Below are 20,078 nucleotides of genomic sequence, written 5' to 3'. Positions count from 1 at the left end.
GGAGTCCAAGGGTCGGGTTAACCGCACGTTGCCTATTGCACGGTGCGGATCTGCAGGGTGTCGATAACCTGGCCGCTGGCCAGCGCATTGCTGATCACGACGAGGTGTTGCCCCTCCGTGACCCAGTTGCGGCGCTTCAGATAATCGAGGGCGTTCCCGAGGGTGTCTTCCGGATTTTCGGAGAACGTCATCTGGAAGGGCTCGACACCCCACAGGATCAGCAGGTGGCGGAACAGCGCCGGGATATCCGTGAATGCATAGATCGGCACTTTAGGCCGCAAGGATGACAGCATTCTGACGAGATAGCCGCTGCGCGAAAATACGACGATCCCCGAGTTTTGTATGTCGTTCGCGAGATACACCGCAGACCTCAGCATTTTACCCTTCGGGGTCGGCAACGCCAGTTCTCGCGTCGGTTCGTCATCGTGGACGCTCTCGATGCGTCGCGCGATCCGCTTGAACACCCGCACGCATTCCACCGGATACTTGCCGGTGGTCGTCTCTCCGGACAGCATGATCGCGTCGGCCTTTTCGAGCACCGCGTGGGCGACGTCGGAGACCTCGGCACGGGTCGGCACGGGAGCCTCGATCATCGATTCCAACATGTGGGTCGCGACGATGACCGGGCGGCTCTTGCGGATGCAGGCCTTGATGATCTGGTGCTGAATGATCGGCAGTTCCTCGTAGGGGCATTCGATGCCGAGGTCGCCGCGCGCCACCATGACCCCGTCGCTGGCCTCGATGATTGCATCGAGATTGGCGATGCCCTGCTGATCCTCGATCTTCGCAATGATGCGTGCCTTGGACTGACTGGCTCCGAGGAGGCTACGCAGATCCTCAATGGCCGCCGCGTCCCTGACGAACGACAGGGCATAGAAATCGACGCCTTCTTCGAGCCCGACCTCGATGTCGGCCCGATCCTTGTCGGTCAGCGAAGGCAAACCGACGCGGACGCCGGGCAGATTGATATGACGACGGTTGCCGAGGACGCCAGGGATCAGGACCCGGCAGCGGATCCTGTCCGGCTGTTTCGTCACGACTTCCATATGGATCAGGCCACTGTCGACCAGGACCCGGTCAGCTACCGCCACATCGTTCGCGAGCCCCGGGTAGTTGACGTCGACGCCGCGGACGCCGTCCGGACTGATCCGCTCGGCGCTGCGCTCCATCAGGAATTCGAACAGTTCGCCCTGTTCCAGATACAGCGGGTCACCGACGTCTCCGGTACGAATCTCCGGCCCCTTGATGTCCATCAGGATCGCAATGTGTCGCCCGGTTTCCTGACAGACGCGCTTGACCTGCCGCACCGTAGCCCGCGTCCAGGCATGGTCGCCGTGAGCCATGTTCAGCCGGCAGATGTCGACCTGTTCTTCGATGAGTTGCTTCAGTACCTCATCGCTCGATGTGGCCGGCCCGATCGTGAACACGATCTTCGTCTGTCGGTAGCGCGTTTCCAGCGAAGGGTCGTTCAGAAACACCGTCGAGTTCAGCAGTGCGGAATGTTGCGAGGTCAGCATGTCGTTCAACCGTTATGGCGATATCCATGCGACAGCAAGTGATATGCCACTTCGGTGTCGGGCGAGCGGCGGGAACGCCCGGTTGCGCCTGCGTCAGGCTGGCGGCATTGCGAGCGTCCCCGCCCCTGACGGGCACACGTTATGTGTCGGCAGGGGGGCGGGCCTGTGCCGCTTTGGCGCACGCGGCGAACCTTTATGGAGCAAGCGCCCGTTGTGTTCCCGCGGGATGGTTGGGCCGCACTCCGAGCGCTTGGGCTAGACCGCGAATTCGATCAGCACGGCGTTCGCCGGCGTCGCGTCACCGGTTTCGGTTTCGTACGCCCAGGCCTGGCGCGTTAGCGCGGGGTCCGGCCGGACCTCGCCGCGGCCGCGCAGCGGGGCGAATTCGCGATGTCCCGGCGCTGATTCTGCAAGCCGCGAGGACATCAGGACGTGGGCAGGCCACAGAATCGCGATGGCGAGCAGGGCAATGCCTCTGAGATAGAGGCGGAACAGAAAGATCAGGCAGTGCAAAAGGCGATGTTTCATGACGTCGGTCCTCAATCGGCGCTGCCTCTGGTGGATCGGCAGCGGTTGCATGGAAAGCCGAGCGCAATCCGGGCCTGGGATCATGCCGCCAAGCGTGTTTTGGCGCATCGTTCAGGCTCGATTGTCGTCTCGTCGTCGAGTGGACCGGGTTGCACTTCGCGATCGATGCTAGTGCCTGTCAGACCGAGACAAAAAGAATAAATTATTAGAAGTAAATTCCATTAAGTTATTAATGCGACGGTCAGCCAGTGAGGAGTTTGCTCCGATTGCCCGATTCGCATGCCGCACCGCCGCGCCCGTGCCGTCAGCCAGTGACCTATAATGCCTGCGCCGGCGCATCGAGAGTCGGCTGCAATCAGGGGAAAACAATGAGAACAAGACCCGCCCTGGCCGGCGCAGCGCGCGCCGGCCTGTCGTCCCTGCTCGCCGCGCTACTCACTGGAGCCGCGTTGTTTCCCGAACCCGGTGGTGCCGCGGGCGCAGGTACCTACACCTACTACAGCAAGGCCGGAGCCTTTCCCTACACGGTCAAGGAAACCGGTCAGAACTTCAGTTTTGAGTTCGAGCAGAACCCCGGCAGCCAGAGCGAGAAGCTCAAGGCTGCGGTAAACGTCATGTCGTCGGTCTATCAGGAGGAATCCTTGAACCCGCGTCAGGACGGGTTCTTCATGAAGGAAACGGCGAAGTGCTTCACCTTCGACAGCAGCTGGCACACCTACACGGCGTGCTTTCTGCCGAATGAGTATTCTCCCGGCAACCGCGACCGCTTTTGGGGCTTCGTTTACCGGGTGCCGAATGCGATGTGGCTGGTCACGCGAAACCTGCTGCCGGCGCTCGCTTTCCTGGGCCTGTCCTGGTACTTACTGCGGCGCCGGGCGTGACCCGCCACCCGCGGCCGTCCGGCGTGTCGGTCGATGGTGAACTTCCCGGTCCTTGACAAGGCTCGCAGCGCAGGGCATCGTGCGTGGCCCGCGAGCGCGCCCGCGCCCGCGCGATCGCAAACTGTGAGCCTATTCGCCGTCCGCCAACGCACTCCAGTGACCCGCCCCGCAGGGCTCCGTGATCCGCATGAATCGACCCCGACACATCCAATTGATGGACACCACCCTGCGGGATGGTGAACAGACCCAGGGCGTTTCGTTTTCGCCCGACGAGAAGGTCAACATTGCGCAAGCCTTGCTGAAGTCGCTCCGCGTCGACCGGATCGAAGTGGCCTCGGCCGGTGTTTCGACCGGCGAAAAGGAAGCCGTGGCGCGGATCAACCGCTGGGCGGTCGAGGCCGGCTTCGACGGGCAGGTCGAGGTGCTGGGTTTCGTCGACCACACCCGCAGCGTCGACTGGATCGTCGAGACCGGTGGCAGAGTCATCAACCTGTTGACCAAGGGCAGCGAGAAACACTGCCACGCCCAGTTGCGCTGCACGCTCGAGGAGCATGTCGCGAAGATCGAGCAGACCGTGGACTATGCGTTTGCCAAGGGTCTGAGCGTCAACACCTACCTCGAGGACTGGTCGAACGGCTATCGCGACAGCCCGGACTACGTTTTCCGGCTCATGGACCGTCTCAAGGGTTTGGGCATCTCGCATTTCATGTTGCCTGACACGCTGGGTGTGATGGCTCCGAGCGAGGTCTACGACGCGCTGTCCGACATGATCCGGCGCTACCCGGGCCTACAGTTCGACTTCCACCCGCACAATGACTACGGTCTGGCGATCGCGAACGTCATGGCGGCGGTGCGTGCGGGGGTGTCCTCCATCCACTGCACGGTCAACTGCCTCGGCGAACGGGCCGGCAACGTGTCGCTGGCAGAAGTCGCGGTCGTGCTACGCGACAAACTGAATCTGGACCTATCGATCGACGAACAGCACATCGTCCGGGTCAGCAAGATGGTCGAAAACTTTTCCGGCAAATGGATTCCCGGCAATGCGCCCATCGTCGGTGCCGACGTTTTCACCCAGACGGCGGGCATCCATGCGGACGGCGACCGCAAGGGTGGACTGTACGAAAGCAAGCTGAAACCCGAGCGCTTTTCGCGCACCCGCAGCTATGCGCTTGGCAAGATGAGCGGGAAGGCCTCGCTGGCCAAGAATCTCGAAGCGCTGGGGCTCGAACTGTCACAGGACGAACAGGCGAAGGTGCTGGCGCGCATCGTGGAACTCGGCGATTCGAAGCACCTGATGACGCTGGACGATCTGCCGTTCATCATCGCCGATGCGATGGAAAGCCGAGACTATCAGCACGTCAGGCTGCTCGACTGCTCGGTGACCAGCAACCTGCACGAGGAATCGACCGCGACCATTGAGGTCGATCTGGACGGCGAGCGACGCGCCGCGACCGGTCATGGCAACGGTGGCTTCGATGCCTTCATCAAGGCCATCCAGCAAATCCTGGAGCCGACCGGCTACCACCTACCCAAGCTGATCGACTACGAAATTCGAATCGCGAAAGGCGGCAACACCAGTGCACTGACCGAATGTATCGTGAACTGGGAAGGGCCGAACAACAAGACGATCATGACTCGCGGCGTGCATGCGAACCAGGTGTTCGCGGGCGTGCTGGCGACGATCCGGCTGATCAACCGCCAACTTCAGGAAGCGCGGTGAGAGTCAGCCGCGGCGCCGAATGGCACCGCGGCTGACGGGGTAGCGTCGGGCTTAGCCCGCGACGCGCGGCATCGCTTTCAGCTTCTCGACGACCCGGTCGCCGAAGGCATCCGTCGAAATCATCTTGACCCCGGCGCCCGGTTTCGACAGGTCCGGCGTCGAATACCCGTCGGCGAATACGCCCTGCATTGCGTCCCAGACGTTCCTGGCTTCCTCGAACATGCCGAAGCTGTTCTCCAGCATCATCGCGACCGAACCGATCATCGAGTACGGATTGGCGATGTTCTGACCGGCGATGTCCGGCGCCGAGCCGTGGGACGGTTCGTAGTAGGCCTTGTCGGGCCCCAGACAGGCGGAAGGCATGAGGCCCAGCGAGCCCAGGATGCCGCCGGCCTGATCGCTGAGAATGTCGCCGAACATGTTCTCCATGACCATCACGTCGAACTGCCGCGGGTTCAGGCACAGATGGGTCGCGGCCGCATCGACCAGCATCTGGACCACCTTGACGTCCGGGTAGTCCTGCGCCACTTCGGCCAGAACCTCGTTCCACAGCACGCTGGACTTCAGCACATTGCTCTTATGGATGTTGTGCAGCACCTTCTTGCGGCGCTGCGCGAGCTTGAACGCGACGTGCAGGATCCGGCTGATCTGTTCCTCGTCGTATTCGAGGGTCTCCCGGACGTAGCGCCGGCCTTGCTGGTTGACGCCGACTTCCTTGTGGCCGAAATACAGCCCGCCGACCAGTTCCCGCACGATGACGATATCGATGCCGTCGCCTACGATTTCCGGCTTCAGCGGCGAAAAGTGCGCCAGCGACTTCGGCAGCGAAACCGGCCGGAAATTGGCATAGGTCTGGTAACGGGCCCGCAGCGGCAGCAGTGCGCCGCGCTCCGGCTGCTCGTCCACCGGAATCTTCTGCGATTCCTCGTAGCTGAGCCCGATGGGGCCTTTGATGATGGCGTCCGCGGCGTCGCAGATCGCTTTGGTTTGCTCCGGGAAGGAATGGCCATGTTCGAAATAGGCGTGACCCCCGAACGGTGCGTCCAGCAGTTCGAACCGGATGTCGTTGCGCTGTTCGATCAGCTTCAGGACCTTCACGGCTTCGCGGGTGATCTCCGGTCCGATCCCATCGCCCGCCAGAATGGCCAGTTTGTATGACTTCATGTTGTGGTTTCTTCGACTCGCATTGAACCAGGCCGCATTGCTGCGGCATTGCCGGCGCATAGTTTAGCCGAAGCACCCGCCGGCGACCGCAACGCCGCTTCCGTCATCTGACTGACTGTCGGCAGGGGTATACTTCACGTTTCGGCCCAGGGCCGTCATCAAGGACCCGCATCACAGGAATCAAGCCATGAAGCTGTACTACTACCCCGGGGCCTGCTCACTTGCGGCCCATATCGTGCTGCGCGAAGGCGGCTTCGCCTTCGATCTCGAAAGGGTCGATCTCGCGACCGGCAAGACCGAGACCGGTGCTGACTTTCGCGCGATCAACGCCAAGGGCTACGTGCCGGCGCTGATCCTCGACGACGGGCAGTTGCTGACCGAGGATCAGGTCATCCTGCAGTACCTGGCGGACCAGAAGCCCGACGCCGGTCTGGCGCCGCCCGCCGGTTCCATGGAGCGCTACCGCTTGATGGAATGGCTCGCGTTCATTGCGACCGAAGTGCACAAGGGCTTCGGGCCGCTGTGGAATCCGGCCACACCCGAGGTGACGCGGCAGGGGGCGCTGGCGCTGCTAGCCAAGCGCTTCGATTTCCTCGCGACCGCCCTGGCCGGCAAGGACTGGCTGATGGGTGACCGCTTTACCGTGGCCGATGCCTACCTGTGCACGGTGCTCGGCTGGACGGCATTCCATAAGATCGATCTGGCGCCGTGGCCTGTGTTGGCCGCCTACCTTGGGCGCGCCAGTGCGCGGCCGGCGGTGCAGACCGCGATGAAGGCCGAAGGCCTCGTCGGTTGAACGTCGGGGGTATCGCACGATGCTGGTAACGTTCGAGAGCGAAGTGGGTCGCGTGACACTGTTCGGCGATATCGCCGTGCAGTTGATCCGGATGATGGGCCGTACCGGCGCCGTGCCTGGTGCCGTGCTCGCCGCCGAGATTCCGGAAGCCTTGTCGAAGCTGCGGGAGGGCCTGCAGACGGTCGGCGACCGGGCTACCGAACCGCCGCCGGAGAATGACGAAGAGGCCGAGACGAAGCCGGCGGTTTCCCTGCGGCAGCGCGCGCTGCCTCTCATCAAGCTGCTGGAAGATGCGTCCCGTGAGGGTTCGGACGTGATGTGGGAGCAACTGGGTTCGGGACCGCTGCACTTCTGACGGCCCGCTGGTCGAGAACGAGCCGCGGTCCCGCAAGCGTCGGGGCCCGCGGCTCGAATGTGAACGGGATTGCAGTCCGCCGCGCGCCGCTGTCTGCACAGCGCCGCCACGGCTGGCGGACCACTTAGGGAATGCGCAGTACCTGGCCCGGAAAGATGCGGTCGGGGTTGTCGAGCACGTCCCGGTTGGCCTCGAAGATGCGCGGCCAGGCATTCGCGTCGCCGAGATGCTGTTTGGCGATCTTCGACAGGGTATCGCCCGAGACCACCGTGTGAGTCACGGCCGACGCCGTTGCCGCGACATTTGGCGCTGCCGCAGCACCCGCGGTTGCCGCTTCCGCGACGGCCGTTTCGTCGCCCTTTTTGCCGAACATCGAGGCCGCAGCCTTGGCTGCGGCCGCCACACCGACACCGCCCAGGATGACCTTGCCTATCGTCATCAACTGGTCCTTGTCCGGCATGATGCCTTCCGGGGTCAGCTTGTCCAACAGGGCCGGAAAGACCTGACTCAGCGCCTGCGCGCCATTTTCAGCGGGAATCCCTGCCTGTTGCGCGAGCGACGCGACTTTGTCAGGCCCCAGCACGTTCGTCAGCTGTTCGGCGCTGATCGGCTTGTTTTCGCCCGTACCGACCCAGGAGGCGACGAGGTCGCCCAGCCCTGACTGTTTGAATTTCTCGGTGATGCCCTGCACGCCCCCGGCGCTGTTGAGCATCTCGAGGGCCCCCTGCACCAGGGTCTGGGTCTGGGAGGGTGCCGGCGTGGAACCGCCGCCCAAGGCTGACTTCAACAAGTCGTCGAAAATACTCATCGGTTTCTCCTAAAAGTGGATGTGTTGCTGTCGGGAGATGTCTCGACGGCCAGCCGCGCCGGTTGCGGCGAAACGGGCCGAGGGTGTCCGGTCGTCGCTGCCGGGTGGGGCCGCGTACGGGCCGGTGCGGGTTGCCGCTGCCGCTCTAGGCGGAGGCGACGAGTAGGGCTTCGGCCAGCTCCGTGAGCAGGATCCGTTCCGGTTCGCTGACGCGTTCACCACCGAAGCCCAGGAACGAACCTTCCTTGGCGGCGTTGGCAACCCGGTCACCGAGATTCTTGATGAAGTCAGCATAGGCTGCCGCATCTTCAGTCAACCCCTTGTTTTTCAGAATGTCGACCGCATCCCGCGAGGATTCGATCGCCCGCTGCCGGAAAACGGCCTGAATTGACTTGAGGTCTTCGGCCTTCGACTGATCCTTCAAGTTGTCGATTGCCGCCTTGATTTCTTCCTTCGCGCAGACATCGCGGAGCAGGGCGTTGTTACCCTTCAGCGCTTCGACGATACCCCCCGCAGGTGCAATGGCTTCCTTGAGGCTGCCAAACAGGCCGCTGCCGCCGGCTGCCGCCACGGCGATGACGACGAGATGTGGGGCATCGCGCAGTGTTTGCCATTCCGCCGTCGAGAAATCAGATTTCGTGGCCATGCGTCTACTCCGTTCGTGGTGTGGTTCGAGTCCCGTCGGTGTGCCAGCGGTTGGGGCGCTTTTCCGACTGCGGCAGTCTAGTAATGAGTGACTGACAATTACAAGCGTTTGAGCGTAATCGGCGGCACAGTGAGGCCTTTTGCAACGGTCCGCCGATGGTATCCGCGGGGGGCATCGCCCGTCGGGTGACGCCGATGGTTCTGTTACCCGGACGCCCAGCGTATCCGGTTGGCCACCGTTCGAAGATTCCCGCTCTGTTCGTCGCATCGCCGTCCGCCGTCGGGCTCCTGCCACCTCTGCCCGGGCTCCGCTGGCTGGATGTGGTTCTCCTTTTGGGCTGTCGTTGAATTACCTGTTCGCGGCTGTCCCCGCTAGGAGGCGTCCGCGCGCTCCATCCCATTTCCATCAGGCGGATGCCGTGCAGACTGAACCGCATGGCAGCCATGCGCCGCCGGTGTATCCATCGGACTCGCGCTTGCGGTATTGGGCGGGCTGCCCCAGGCGGCACTAACGACGAACTGTTGAATCTCCGGCGCAATCACGTCGGGCACCAAGCCATCGGGAATCAGCCGGTCGACAAGCCGTGGTATCAGAGAGCGTAGGGCACCTCTCACTTCGTTTCTCGATAGCCAGAATAATCCGGAGAGCTGATGCACCACCCAGACGGGCAGCACCAGGTCCAGTTCGGCCTCGGTCAGCGCAAGCTTCGCCGGATCCCTGGCGTTGCAGGATGCGACGGTTGCCCCGTCTCCGGTGCGCCGGAAGCGATCGACGAATCCGCACAATCCGCCATGGTCGGGGCTGAGCATGTGCTGCAGGATGGTAGCGATGAACCTGGAGGAGCGTTCCCCGAGGCCAACCCACTCGCCAAATTGAATCAGGTCATCCATCGTCGCGTGGTCTAGGAAGGCTTCGTGCGTCAGCCTAGTCGCAACGCCAGGGACCGTACATGGGAACAATCGCCTATCCAGAAAGGCTGACATGCCGCGACGTTGATAGTCGTCATCAAGGGCGAAAACCGGGGGGGCCGGGCGCTTCGTCGGGGCAGATCCGGGTTCCGCGAATGGCTGCCTTCTCCGCGGGTTGACCTCAGCCCCCATCGCGCTGGCGGATTAACACCTGTATCGAAGGGTGGTTACTCGGTTCGAGCGGCAATTCCAGTCGCCTTGCGAAGCGTCTGACCGTTGGCATGGAAGGTCTCCAAACACCCCATCCGCTACCCCTTTCGTTCGGTATAATCCCTGGGGCTTAGGGGGGAAAGGGTGCTCATCGGCGGGTGCTGCGACCGGGTCAGCAAACGACCTGCGGCGCGTGCCGTGTTTGTTTTCCATCCGCGGAACTCTCCCTCGGCAGGGGACTCGACTGGGCATGACATCCGGCCTGTCGGGACAAGTCTAATGATCAGGCCAGCCGTACCAAGTCCAAGAATGAAGAGCTGCGACCTTGATGGCGGAAACCTGTCCCGCACGCTGTTGCTGGTGGATGACGCGCCCGAGAATCTGCAAGTCCTCGGAGAGCTGCTGAGCGACGCCGGATATCGCGTGAAGGTCGCGAACTGTGGTCAGGCGGCGCTCCACTACGCCCGGCGCGATCCGATCCCGGACCTCGTGCTCCTCGATGTGATGATGCCGGATGTGGACGGCTACGAAGTCTTCGAACGGCTGCGTGCGGATCCCGTCACGCGGAAGATTCCGGTGATCTTCCTGACGGGGCTGGATGAGGCCGCTCAAGTCGCGCATGGTCTCGGCCTCGGGGCCGCCGACTACATCACCAAGCCCATTCAGCCCGCTGTCGTTCTGGCTCGGGTTCGTGCGCAGATCGACGCCAAGAGAGCCCGGGATTGGTTGTGCGATCAGAATTCCTTCCTGGAAACGGAAGTCGCCCGGCGCATGGCCGAAAACGACCTGATCCAGCACCTCACGATCCGGGCCCTTGCGCACCTGGCCGAGATGCGGGACCCGGAAACCGGTAACCACATCCTGCGGACCGAAGCCTACGTCCGGCTGTTGGCAAACGGTCTGCAGGATCACCCCCGCTTCCGCGATTCACTGGATGCGCACGCCATCCGACTCGTAATCCTTTCGGCGCCACTGCATGACATCGGGAAGGTAGGCATCCCGGATCACATTCTCCGCAAGCCCGGCGCGTTGACCGCCGCGGAATGGAGTGTCATGCGGACGCATGCCGAACTGGGCGCTGCCGCGATCGAACGGGCGGAGCAGGACATCGAAGAGCCACCGGAGTTTCTGTCGGTCGCCAAGGATATCGCGCGGTCGCATCACGAGCGCTGGGATGGCGCCGGTTATCCCGATGGACTGGCGGGAGACCGAATCCCCGTGTGCGCGCGGCTGATGGCGCTGGCCGATGTGTTCGATGCCCTGGTTTCTCCGCGCGTCTACAAGAAGGCCTTCCCGCTCGAGCAAGCCCGCGTCATGATCGCCGCGCAACGAGGCCGTCACTTCGATCCGGATGTCACCGACGCCTTCATCGAGGGCTTCGATGCGTTTGCCGAGATCGTCGAGCGTCACACCGGAATCGACTGAGGTGCTGGCCCGATGCGAAGCGCCGCGGGCGAGCGCTGTGACGGCGCGCTGCGAGGCCGTGTTGCGTGTGCCGTGCGACCGTGCCGCGGGAACTGCTCGCGTCCCGGACAGATGTCCCGCCATGGTGCCCGCCCTTCCGTCATCACGCTACCCTATCTCCAATCCACTCATGCGGCGAGCGGCGGTCATGGCGGCGCGACGCCTCAAGACTCGGCGGTAGGCGGAGCGATGGGCGACTGGTTTACAACCTCCCTGAATGCGTTGCAGTGGATGCCGCATGGCTACTGCCTGCAGTGGCAGTCCGGTCTGGTGGCCACGCTGGTGGTCGCTGACGGCGTCACGGCCGCATCCTATTTTTCAATCCCTTTCACACTTTGGTTCTTCGCACGGAAACGCCCCGACGTCTCCCATCGCTGGCTGTTGGTCCTGTTTGGTCTGTTCGTAATGGCCTGCGGTACGACGCATGTCTTCGACGTGATCAACGTCTGGCGGGCCAGCTACGTCGCCGATGCCGGTGCCCGGGTCCTGACGGCTCTGCTGTCCCTGACTACGGCGATCGTCCTGTGGCGCAGCATGCCGATGGCATTGAAGGCGCCATCTGCCCGACAGCTGGAGGCGTCGAACCAGAAACTGCGCGAGTCATACCAGTACGCTCGCAGTTTGATTGAGGCAAGCCTGGACCCACTGGTCACCATCGGTGCCGATGGCCGGATCCTGGACGTCAACGAGGCCACCGAACAGGCGACTGGCTGCGGACGGGAACGTCTGATCGGCAGCGATTTCAGCGATTACTTCACGGAACCGCAGCGAGCCCGAGCTGGCTACCAGGAGGCCTATGCCAATGGCCGGGTCATCGACTTTCCACTGGCGATCCGCCATGCATCGGGAGCCGTCACCCCCGTCCTCTATAACGCCAGTGTCTATCGCGATGAGGCCGGCCGGGTGGCCGGGGTGTTCGCCGCCGCGCGAGATATCAGCGGACTGCAGCGCGCCGAAGAGCGGCTGGAACTGGCCAACCGGGAGCTGGAAGCATTTTCCTACTCCGTGGCGCACGATCTGCGGGCGCCGCTGCGCGGGATCGATGGCTGGAGCCTGGCGTTGATGGAAGACTACCGTGAGCAACTCGATGCCACGGCGCAAGGCTACATCGACCTGGTGCGTGCCGAAACGCAGCGGATGGGCGGTCTGATCGATGATTTGCTGTTGCTGTCCCGCGTGACTCGGCAGGAGCTCCGGTACGAATCGCTCGATCTCAGCGAACTCGCCCGGACGGTCGCCGACCGGCTGCTGCAGGCGCAACCGTCACGACAGATCGAATGCACGATTCAGGTCGGCGTGCTGGCGGAGGGCGATGCCCGGCTGCTCGAAATCGCGCTGACCAACTTGCTGGAAAACGCGTTCAAGTTCACGCGACCGCGTCCGGTGGCGCGCATCGCGTTCGGCTGCGAAGAGACGCGGCAGGCGGGTGCCCTGCGACGCGTGTATTTCGTGCGCGACAATGGTGTGGGCTTCGACATGGCGCACGCTGACAAACTGGGCGATCCGTTTCATCGGCTCCATAAGGCCAGTGAGTTCCCCGGTACGGGGATCGGTCTGGCAACGGTGCAGCGCATCGTCCGACGGCATCGGGGGCGGCTCTGGGCGGAGGCCGTGCCTGATCGTGGTGCAACCCTTTATTTCACGCTGGGGGCTGAGGCATGAAAGAGAAGGTGATCCTGCTGGTTGAAGACAATCCCAGCGACGTTGGGCTCACGCGGCGAGCCCTGGCAAAAAACGGTATCGGCAATCGCCTGGTTGTGGCCGAGGACGGGCAGGAGGCGCTGGATTATCTGTTCGGCACGGGGCCACACGGCGACCGCGACGCGACGGATCTGCCGGTGTTGGTGCTGCTCGACCTGAAACTGCCGCGGGTCGACGGGCTGGATGTGCTGCGCCGTATTCGGGCCGACGTCCGGACCCGAAGAGTACCGGTCGTCATCCTGACCTCGTCCAACGAGGAGCACGATATCGACTGCGGCTATGATCTCGGCTCCAACAGCTACATCCGGAAGCCGGTCGACTTCAGCGATTTCGTAGGGACCGTCAAACAGCTGGGGCTGTACTGGCTCGTCATCAATGAGCCCCCACCGTCGCGCTGAGCCGGCAATGGACGCCTTCGCGACAGTCCCGCTCTCCGTACTGATCATCGAAGACTCTCCCAGCGATGCCGCGCTGGTGCTGCGGCAGTTGCAGCGCGGCGGCTTCGCGGTGTCCCACCGACGGGTCGAGAATGCCGACGAGCTTCGGTCGGCGCTGGCCGAGGGCGCCTGGGACATCGTATTGTCGGATTATCAGCTACCCGGCTTCACGGCCGGCGACGCGCTGCCGATCGTTCAGGCCAGTCCGCTGGACCTGCCGTTCATCGTGGTGTCGGGCAACATCGGCGAGGAGCGTGCGGTGGAGTTGATGCGCGCGGGCGCCAGCGACTACCTCATGAAAGACCATCTCGCACGTCTGGCGCCCGCGGTGCAGCGCGAGTTGAAGGATGCCCGGGAGCGACAGGCCCGACGGGAAGCGGCTGCAGCCCAGCAGCGCAGCGAAGCGCGCTTCAGGCAATTGTTCGATCACGCGCCGGTCCCCTTGTGTCACGTTGACAGCAGCGGCGTCATCGTCGGGTGCAATGCCCGCTTCGAGCAGGCGTTCGGCTACAGCCGTGCCGATCTGCCGACGCTCGATGACTGGTGGCAGCAGGCCTACCCGGATCCCGCCTACCGGCAATGGGTGATCGATACCTGGACGGCCGCCGTGTCGGCGGCGACGGAGCGCGGCGGCGACATTCTGGCCGAAGAGTACCGGGTCACCGCCAGGAATGGCGAGGAGCGCAGCTACCTCATTTCCGGCACGGCCATCGGTGACGGTTATCTGGCCACTTTCTTCGATGTCACCGAGCGCAATCGGGCCGAGGCGACCTTGCGCCGGAATGCGGAAGAAGCCGAACGCGCTCGTCTGGAGCTGCTGCGCGTGCTGGAAGATCAACGCGCGGCCCAGGCCGCGTTGCAGGACGTGTCGGAAAAGCTCACCAATCTGGTCGAGGCCTCTCCCGGGGTGATCTACTCATTTCGACAGGGCCCGGATGGCGCCTTCGCCATGCCGTACGCGAGCCCGAGCGCCGCAGAGGTGTTCGGACTGGCTCCGGATGAACTGGCGCGTGATTTCTCGCCATTCCTGTCACGCATCCACGCCGAGGACCGGGAACGGGTCATCTCAGGTATCACGGAATCGGCCCGGTCCCAGAAGCTTTGGCACAGCGAGTTCCGCTATCTGCATCCCCACAAAGGCACGATCTGGCTCGAGGGCCGCTCCATGCCGGTCCCGGACACCGACGGCGGAACGGTGTGGCACGGTCTGGTGGATGACGTCACGGAGCGGAAGACGAGCGAACTGGAACTGCGGCAGTTCAGATCCCTGGCCGAAGAAGCGACCTATGGCGTCGCCATCGCCGACATGGAAACGCGCCTGACTTATGTCAACGAGGCCTTTGCCCGAATGCACGGCTGGGATCGATCCGCGCTGGTGGGATGTCCTTTGCTCGTGCTACACAGCGACGAGCAGCGTCCTCGGGTCCTGGCCCTGGTGGAGCAATTGCATCGGGAAGGCAGCTTCGTCGGCGAGGAGGTTTGGCACCGGCGTCTGGATGGCTCTGTGTTTCCGACCATGATGAACGCCTGGGTCAGTGCGGACACGACGGGACAGCCCCAGTTTTACGCCGCGATCACCGTCGACATCACGGAGCGTAAGGCCACGGAAGAGCAGCTCAGTAAACTGTCCCAGGCCGTGGAGCAGAGTCCCGAGAGTATCGTGATCACCAATCTGCAGGCGGAGATCGAGTACGTCAACGAGGCGTTCCTGCGTGTGACCGGATACACGCGCGAGGAGGTCATCGGCCAGAATCCCCGGATCCTGCGGTCCGGACAGACGGCGCCGGACACGCATGCAGCGCTGTGGCGGGCCTTGACCGAAGGACGCGTCTGGTCCGGCGAGTTCTCGAATCGGCGTAAGGACGGTACCGCCTATGTCGAGGCAGCGATCGTTGCCCCGATCCGGCAACCGGATGGGCGCATCACGCACTATCTCGCGGTCAAGCAGGACATCACCGAGAGCAAGCTGGCGCAGGAGGAGCTGGCCGGTTATCGCCAGCGCCTGGAAAGTCTCGTCGAGGAACGGACGGTGCAGCTGGCCGAGGCGCGCGCGCGCGCAGAGGCCGCGAATCGGGCGAAAAGTGCATTTCTGGCGAACATGAGCCACGAAATCCGCACGCCGATGAACGCGATCGTCGGGCTGACGCATCTGCTGCAGCGCAGCTCGCTCGATGGACGGCAGCGCGACCATGTGACCAAGATCGACGCGGCTGCCAAGCACCTGATGTCCATCATCAGCGACATTCTGGATCTGTCGAAGATCGAAGCGGGCCGCCTGGTGCTGGAGCGGGTCGATCTGCAGCTCGGTACCCTGCTGGAACAGGTGGGTGCCCTGATCGCGGCCGATGCGCAGGCCAAGGGGCTGACAGTGTCGATCGAGCTGGACCAGAGCTTGTCGTGGGTTCGGGGCGACGAAACGCGACTCCGGCAGGCACTGCTGAACTATGCCGGCAACGCCGCGAAATTCACCGAGCGGGGCAGCATCCAACTGCGGGCGAGAGTTCTGGGGGAAAAGGATGCCGATGTCCTGGTGCGTTTCGAAGTGGAGGACAGCGGCATCGGCATCGCCGCCGACAAGCTGCCGACCCTGTTCGATGCCTTCGAGCAGGCAGACGCCTCGACCACCCGACGGTATGGCGGTACCGGTCTTGGGTTGACGATCACGAGCCGGCTGGCGCAACTGATGGGTGGGCAAACCGGCGTGGAGACTGAGCCGGGGCGGGGCAGCCTCTTCTGGTTTACTGCCTGGCTCCAGCGAGTGCAGCCGGTCATGGCGCCCCGCGCGGCAGTCGACCCTGATGCCGAGTCGAAGTTGCGACGGCGCTGTGCCGGTGCCCGCCTGTTGCTGGCGGAGGACAACGCCATCAACCAGGAAGTCGCGCTGGAACTGCTCCGTGCAGTGGGCTTTTCGGTCGATACCGCATCGAACGGGCGCGAGGCGGTCGATCGGGCTGCCGAAAACGATTACGCGCTGATTTTGATGGACGTGCAGATGCCGGAGCTCGACGGGTTGGGCGCTGCCCGTTCCATCCGCGCGTTGCCCGGCCATGCAGCGACGCCGATCCTGGCGATGACGGCTAACGTGTTCGAGGAGGACCGCAAGGCCTGCCTGGAAGCCGGGATGAACGATTTCGTGGCCAAGCCGGTGGACCCCGACAAGCTCTACGCGGCACTGCTGGCCTGGTTGCCGTTGCTGGCGGGGGGAGACGCCTCGAACCCAGCCAAGCCGGAGGCGGCGTCGCAGTCGGCCGCGGTGATCGCGCAGTCCTTCTCTGTGCCTGGCCTCGATGCCGCGTACGGTCTGGCTCTCGTGCGCGGTAACGAAGGGCTGTATCGGCGCCTGCTAAAAATGTTCGCGGAACAGTACGCGCCGGATGTCCTGCCCTGGCACGAGCTTGCGGAAAGCGACTGGACCGAATTACGGCATCGGGCGCATGCGCTCAAGGGGGCTGCCGGCAGTATCGGCGCGACCCTGGTCCAGCAACTGGCGGCGGAGCTCGATGCCCTGCTGCGTCATGGTGCCGCGGCGAGCGAGATCCAGCACGCGGCGGCGGCGGTGAGATCAGCGCTGGAGGATCTGATCGGACGCCTCAGGGGCCTGATGCCGACACTTGAGTCGGTACCGGCCGCCGCGCCGAATCCGGAACTCAGCGGCGCCGTCGTAGCGCGTTTGCTGGCCTTGCTCGAAGCGGGCGACCTTGCCGCCAGCCAGTTGGCTGAGCGTAATGCAGGCGTCCTCAACGGTGCGCTCGGTGCATCGGCAGCAGACGTCCTGCGGCGCATCGCCGCCTTCGATTACCCAGGCGCTTTGCGCTTGCTGCAGCAGGCGAGTGGGCCGGTACCCACGGCGTCGGAAGACACGGGGGGGCTTGAGCGCGACTGATGCTGGGTCCGGAGCCCGCCGCGGCACCGTGGCAATGAGGTGTCACAGGTGCCCGTGAGGGGCCCGCGCGGTAGTCGCCAGTCAGTGGGCCGGGCTCCGCGGCGGGCAGGTCTTGTCCGGAGCCGCAGCGATCGAGCGTCCCTTAACCAGCTTATGTTTCGCAGATCTCGGACATTCGTTGCCAGCCGCCTCTGCCCGTCCCGGCTGACGATATTGCTGTCTGTGACGGCCGCGCTGATGCTGGCGGGCTGTTCGTCGGCCCCGAAGCGTCGCGCGCCACCGCCCGCGACAGTCAGTGCGCGGCTCCCGCCGCCGAAACTGTCAGCCGCGTACAACCGGCCCTATACGGTCAAGGGTTACCGCTTCGTTCCAATGTCGACGAGCCGAGGCTATCGGGCCGCGGGCATCGCGTCCTGGTACGGGTTCGAATCGGGTAATCAGACCGCCATGGGCTTGCCGTTCAATCCGGAAGGGCTAAGCGCCGCCCACCGGACCCTCCCGCTGCCCACACGGGTGCGTGTGACGAATCTCGATACGCGCACCTGGATCACGCTGGTCGTCAACGATCGGGGGCCGTTCGTGCCCGGACGGTTGATCGATCTTTCCTACGGTGCGGCGAAGCGCCTCGGGGTCGTCAGCCGCGGTACGGCACGGGTCTTGGTGGAGGCCGTTCAGTAGCCATCGCCGCGTGTGGCAACGGCGCCTCAGGCACTCTCGGTGCGGACGAAGCGGCCGACTGTCATCCCCTGGACGATGATCGAGAACACGACCACACCGTAGGTCAGATGCAGGATGACCTCGCGTTCGGCACCGGCCGGGAGTGACAGAGCCAGAGCGACCGAAACCCCGCCGCGCAGTCCACCCCACGTCAGGGTCTGGACAACCTTCTTCGGAAAACGGCGGAAACGGCGCATCAGCCCGATCGGCAAGCCCACGCTGATCAAGCGCGACAACAGCACCATCGGGATCACGCCGAGCACCGCCAGCGCATGTTCGCCGCGGCTGACGAGCACCAGCAGTTCCAGACCGATCAGGACGAACAGAATCCCGTTCAGTGCCTCGTCGACGAACTCCCAGAAATGGTCGAGATAGAGCCGGTTGCGGGGCGCCATCGTCTGCAGATGGTGGCCGTGATTGCCCAGCACCAGTCCGGCCACGACGATCGCGATCGGTCCGGAGGTGCCGAGCGCCGAGGCCAGCGTATACCCGCCCATCGCCATCGCCACGGTAATCATGAGCTCCACGTTGAAATCGTCGGCGGTGCGCACCAGACGCACGCCCAGCCAGCCAAGCACAAGGCCGAACGCCACGCCGCCGGCGACTTCCTCCAGAAAGAGGACCGAAACACCTTCAAGGTCGATTGCGCGCCGGCCCGTTGCGAGCCCGAGCAGTAGCGAGAACATCGTCACGCCCATCCCGTCGTTGAACAGGGATTCACCGGCGATGATCGTTTCCAGCGACTTCGGTGCCTTGGCGGTCTTGAGGATCCCCAGCACGGCGATCGGGTCGGTCGGCGAAATGAGCGCGCCGAACAGCAGGCACCAGATCAAGGGTGTACCGAAACCGAGATGATTGAGGACCCACCACGACAGGACACCGACCAGAAACGTGGAGAGGACGACGCTGATGGTGGCCAGGACGGCGACCTCCCATTTCTGGCGCAACAGATCTTCGATACTGACGTGCAGCGCGCCGGCGAACAGCAGGAAGCTCAGAATCCACTCCATCATGAACTTGTCGAACTGCAGCCGATGGAGCATCGTCCGTACCGACTCCTCGACTTCCGGCAGCCAGGTACCGACGACCAACAGACCTAGCGACAGTGTCATCGACAGGACCATCAGGCCGATCGTGCTCGGCCAGCGCAGCCAGCGGTGGTTGACGTAACTGAACGCGGCCGCCAACACGACCAGAAGCGAGAGGATATGGATCAGATTCATGCGGCACAGGGCTTTATGGGACTGGCTCGAGGCGAGCGGCAGCGGGTGCCCGCCGAGACTACCGCCGGTTTCCGCGGTCACCAACCAATGCGCGGAATCCCGGGGCTGGGCGAGACGAATGCGGCCCCGGTCGGAGGCTTTCCGACCGGGCGCAGTGTGCCATGGTTGCACGAAAGGCGACAATGGCGGCCCGGCGATGCGGGCGGTGCGGAGCATTCACTCGCGCGCGTTCTCGGTTGGGGGTCGCAGCGATGGCCCCTGGGCGGGAGCGGAGCCAGGCGGGGCGGGGATGTTCCTCGGCGATGTGGGAGGCCGAGCCAAGACCACCCTCGGGTGGTTTCGGTGCTCGTGTCGCTACACCGTTCCGGGCCGGGATGTCCGGGACAGTCGCCGATGCACGGCCGCGGTGGGGCGATGCACCGGCGTGTCGCCGCCCTAGATCTGCTCGATGACGGACACGCAGAGGTTGGTCGGTTTGCCGTCGGCTCCGACGACGGGCTTCAACTTGAACGAGGCCACGCTTTCGATGCCGGCATCGCCGAGGTCGGCCGCAGGGATGTGCTCGACTTCGATCTCGCTGCCTTTGGCCTGCCACTGGTAGTCGGCATCGAATCGCGCGTTGGCCTTCGATCCCGGCAGATCCACTTCGAAGTTCGCTCCGGGGCAGGACGGGCCCGGCGCCTTCAGATCCAGTACGTGGGTATGGAAGCCGCTGGGCACCGTCTCATACGAACTGTCGTCGATCGGCAGGTGGGTTACGATAACGAGGACGTTGTTGCCGCTGTCCGACAGCAAGGCATAGCCGAAGGCGCCGGACTTGCCGTCCATCGGCACCGAGGCGGCCGCCTTTATTTCGACCGAGACGGTCTTGGCAGCGGCCGTTCCCGCCCATTCCACTTCGGCCTCCTGCAAACGGAGGTAGTCTTCGCCGGCCAGAGCCGGGGCGCTCGCCAACAGGGCGCCGAGCGCGAGGTAGTTTCCAACTTTGATCATTGGCTTGTCTCCGATGACGTGTTCTTCGACTTATAGGCATGCAGGGATGGCGCGGAGCGATGGCCGGCTGAAGCCGCGAGGGGAGTGTGTCTCCGCGTGTCCTATGCTACACGCGCAGCGCCCGCGC

At 63.9% G+C, this 20,078-nt stretch carries 17 protein-coding genes; 9 read left to right on the top strand and 8 right to left on the bottom strand.

All coding sequences use genetic code 11. The features are described 5' to 3' along the window. Window positions 1-32 precede the first annotated feature (32 nt). Together pyk and BWR02_RS01785 are read right to left on the bottom strand one after the other, a co-directional pair. Window positions 33-1,517: a pyruvate kinase gene (gene pyk / locus BWR02_RS01790; protein WP_139556039.1), complete on the bottom strand. Its 1,485-nt coding sequence runs from the start codon at window positions 1,515-1,517 to the stop codon at window positions 33-35. 255 nt (window positions 1,518-1,772) lie between these two features. Next, the gene (locus tag BWR02_RS01785) at window positions 1,773-2,045 is read right to left on the bottom strand and encodes a hypothetical protein (RefSeq protein WP_139556038.1); all 273 of its coding nucleotides are present in this window, start codon (window positions 2,043-2,045) and stop codon (window positions 1,773-1,775) included. A gap of 368 nt (window positions 2,046-2,413) precedes the next feature. On the opposite strand from BWR02_RS01785, the gene BWR02_RS01780 reads away from it, so the two are divergent. Together BWR02_RS01780 and BWR02_RS01775 are read left to right on the top strand one after the other, a co-directional pair. After that, window positions 2,414-2,926 carry a hypothetical protein gene (locus tag BWR02_RS01780; RefSeq protein WP_139556037.1) on the top strand — a complete coding sequence of 171 codons (513 nt, stop codon included), beginning with the start codon at window positions 2,414-2,416 and terminating at the stop codon, window positions 2,924-2,926. A gap of 187 nt (window positions 2,927-3,113) precedes the next feature. Beyond that, a complete protein-coding gene (locus BWR02_RS01775; RefSeq protein ID WP_236101819.1) occupies window positions 3,114-4,646 on the top strand; it encodes a hydroxymethylglutaryl-CoA lyase-like TIM-barrel protein in 1,533 nt (510 codons plus the stop codon). 51 nt (window positions 4,647-4,697) lie between these two features. Here the strand turns inward: BWR02_RS01775 and leuB are convergent, their stop codons facing one another. Further along, window positions 4,698-5,810 (bottom strand): 3-isopropylmalate dehydrogenase, encoded by a 1,113-nt coding sequence (leuB, locus tag BWR02_RS01770; protein ID WP_139556036.1) that lies wholly within the window; start codon window positions 5,808-5,810, stop codon window positions 4,698-4,700. Between the two features lie 187 nt (window positions 5,811-5,997). Between leuB and gstA the strand changes: the two genes are divergently transcribed. Together gstA and BWR02_RS01760 are read left to right on the top strand one after the other, a co-directional pair. Next, window positions 5,998-6,606: a glutathione transferase GstA gene (gene gstA / locus BWR02_RS01765; protein WP_139556035.1), complete on the top strand. Its 609-nt coding sequence runs from the start codon at window positions 5,998-6,000 to the stop codon at window positions 6,604-6,606. A 19-nt stretch (window positions 6,607-6,625) separates the two neighbouring features. Beyond that, the gene (locus BWR02_RS01760; RefSeq protein WP_139556034.1) at window positions 6,626-6,961 is read left to right on the top strand and encodes a DUF1840 domain-containing protein; all 336 of its coding nucleotides are present in this window, start codon (window positions 6,626-6,628) and stop codon (window positions 6,959-6,961) included. A 124-nt stretch (window positions 6,962-7,085) separates the two neighbouring features. Here BWR02_RS01760 and BWR02_RS21585 read toward each other — a convergent pair whose 3' ends face one another. From BWR02_RS21585 to BWR02_RS01745, 3 genes are all read right to left on the bottom strand, one after another. Continuing rightward, a complete protein-coding gene (locus BWR02_RS21585; protein ID WP_139556033.1) occupies window positions 7,086-7,769 on the bottom strand; it encodes a YidB family protein in 684 nt (227 codons plus the stop codon). Window positions 7,770-7,914: 145 nt separating this feature from the next. Next, window positions 7,915-8,415, bottom strand: coding sequence for a hypothetical protein (locus tag BWR02_RS01750; RefSeq protein WP_139556032.1), 501 nt, complete (start codon window positions 8,413-8,415; stop codon window positions 7,915-7,917). 371 nt (window positions 8,416-8,786) lie between these two features. Further along, window positions 8,787-9,305, bottom strand: coding sequence for a YidB family protein (locus BWR02_RS01745; protein WP_139556031.1), 519 nt, complete (start codon window positions 9,303-9,305; stop codon window positions 8,787-8,789). 537 nt (window positions 9,306-9,842) lie between these two features. Between BWR02_RS01745 and BWR02_RS01740 the strand changes: the two genes are divergently transcribed. The 5 genes from BWR02_RS01740 (at window position 9,843) to BWR02_RS01720 (ending at window position 17,696) form a co-directional block, all read left to right on the top strand. Next, the gene (locus BWR02_RS01740) at window positions 9,843-10,958 is read left to right on the top strand and encodes an HD domain-containing phosphohydrolase (protein WP_139556030.1); all 1,116 of its coding nucleotides are present in this window, start codon (window positions 9,843-9,845) and stop codon (window positions 10,956-10,958) included. A gap of 111 nt (window positions 10,959-11,069) precedes the next feature. Beyond that, a complete protein-coding gene (locus tag BWR02_RS01735; RefSeq protein WP_162559972.1) occupies window positions 11,070-12,659 on the top strand; it encodes a sensor histidine kinase in 1,590 nt (529 codons plus the stop codon). After that, the gene (locus BWR02_RS01730; protein ID WP_139556028.1) at window positions 12,656-13,096 is read left to right on the top strand and encodes a response regulator; all 441 of its coding nucleotides are present in this window, start codon (window positions 12,656-12,658) and stop codon (window positions 13,094-13,096) included. The genes BWR02_RS01735 and BWR02_RS01730 overlap by 4 nt, the downstream gene beginning before the upstream one ends. Window positions 13,097-13,103: 7 nt before the next feature. Continuing rightward, window positions 13,104-17,018 (top strand): PAS domain S-box protein, encoded by a 3,915-nt coding sequence (locus BWR02_RS01725; protein ID WP_162559971.1) that lies wholly within the window; start codon window positions 13,104-13,106, stop codon window positions 17,016-17,018. A 222-nt stretch (window positions 17,019-17,240) separates the two neighbouring features. After that, a complete protein-coding gene (locus tag BWR02_RS01720) occupies window positions 17,241-17,696 on the top strand; it encodes a septal ring lytic transglycosylase RlpA family protein (RefSeq protein WP_328591497.1) in 456 nt (151 codons plus the stop codon). Between the two features lie 26 nt (window positions 17,697-17,722). Here the strand turns inward: BWR02_RS01720 and BWR02_RS01715 are convergent, their stop codons facing one another. Both BWR02_RS01715 and BWR02_RS01710 read right to left on the bottom strand, forming a co-directional pair. After that, window positions 17,723-19,039, bottom strand: a complete 1,317-nt coding sequence (locus tag BWR02_RS01715) for a cation:proton antiporter (RefSeq protein ID WP_201276094.1) — start codon at window positions 19,037-19,039, stop codon at window positions 17,723-17,725. A 354-nt stretch (window positions 19,040-19,393) separates the two neighbouring features. Beyond that, on the bottom strand, window positions 19,394-19,951 hold the full coding sequence (locus BWR02_RS01710; protein WP_139556025.1) for a hypothetical protein: 558 nt from the start codon (window positions 19,949-19,951) through the stop codon (window positions 19,394-19,396). Between the last annotated feature and the right edge of the window lie 127 nt (window positions 19,952-20,078).

It is taken from the genome of Methylotetracoccus oryzae (genome assembly GCF_006175985.1).
Taxonomy (GTDB): domain Bacteria; phylum Pseudomonadota; class Gammaproteobacteria; order Methylococcales; family Methylococcaceae; genus Methylotetracoccus; species Methylotetracoccus oryzae.
This window is presented reverse-complemented; position numbering and strand designations above follow the sequence as displayed.

What these genes read in the sequence shown, in the direction of transcription:
- pyk (WP_139556039.1), bottom strand. Translation starts at nt 1,517, where the DNA reads ATGCTGACCTCGCAACATTCCGCACTGCTGAACTCGACGGTGTTTCTG.
- BWR02_RS01785 (WP_139556038.1), bottom strand. Translation starts at nt 2,045, where the DNA reads ATGAAACATCGCCTTTTGCACTGCCTGATCTTTCTGTTCCGCCTCTAT.
- BWR02_RS01780 (WP_139556037.1), top strand. Translation starts at nt 2,414, where the DNA reads ATGAGAACAAGACCCGCCCTGGCCGGCGCAGCGCGCGCCGGCCTGTCG.
- BWR02_RS01775 (WP_236101819.1), top strand. Translation starts at nt 3,114, where the DNA reads ATGAATCGACCCCGACACATCCAATTGATGGACACCACCCTGCGGGAT.
- leuB (WP_139556036.1), bottom strand. Translation starts at nt 5,810, where the DNA reads ATGAAGTCATACAAACTGGCCATTCTGGCGGGCGATGGGATCGGACCG.
- gstA (WP_139556035.1), top strand. Translation starts at nt 5,998, where the DNA reads ATGAAGCTGTACTACTACCCCGGGGCCTGCTCACTTGCGGCCCATATC.
- BWR02_RS01760 (WP_139556034.1), top strand. Translation starts at nt 6,626, where the DNA reads ATGCTGGTAACGTTCGAGAGCGAAGTGGGTCGCGTGACACTGTTCGGC.
- BWR02_RS21585 (WP_139556033.1), bottom strand. Translation starts at nt 7,769, where the DNA reads ATGAGTATTTTCGACGACTTGTTGAAGTCAGCCTTGGGCGGCGGTTCC.
- BWR02_RS01750 (WP_139556032.1), bottom strand. Translation starts at nt 8,415, where the DNA reads ATGGCCACGAAATCTGATTTCTCGACGGCGGAATGGCAAACACTGCGC.
- BWR02_RS01745 (WP_139556031.1), bottom strand. Translation starts at nt 9,305, where the DNA reads ATGGATGACCTGATTCAATTTGGCGAGTGGGTTGGCCTCGGGGAACGC.
- BWR02_RS01740 (WP_139556030.1), top strand. Translation starts at nt 9,843, where the DNA reads ATGAAGAGCTGCGACCTTGATGGCGGAAACCTGTCCCGCACGCTGTTG.
- BWR02_RS01735 (WP_162559972.1), top strand. Translation starts at nt 11,070, where the DNA reads ATGTCCCGCCATGGTGCCCGCCCTTCCGTCATCACGCTACCCTATCTC.
- BWR02_RS01730 (WP_139556028.1), top strand. Translation starts at nt 12,656, where the DNA reads ATGAAAGAGAAGGTGATCCTGCTGGTTGAAGACAATCCCAGCGACGTT.
- BWR02_RS01725 (WP_162559971.1), top strand. Translation starts at nt 13,104, where the DNA reads ATGGACGCCTTCGCGACAGTCCCGCTCTCCGTACTGATCATCGAAGAC.
- BWR02_RS01710 (WP_139556025.1), bottom strand. Translation starts at nt 19,951, where the DNA reads ATGATCAAAGTTGGAAACTACCTCGCGCTCGGCGCCCTGTTGGCGAGC.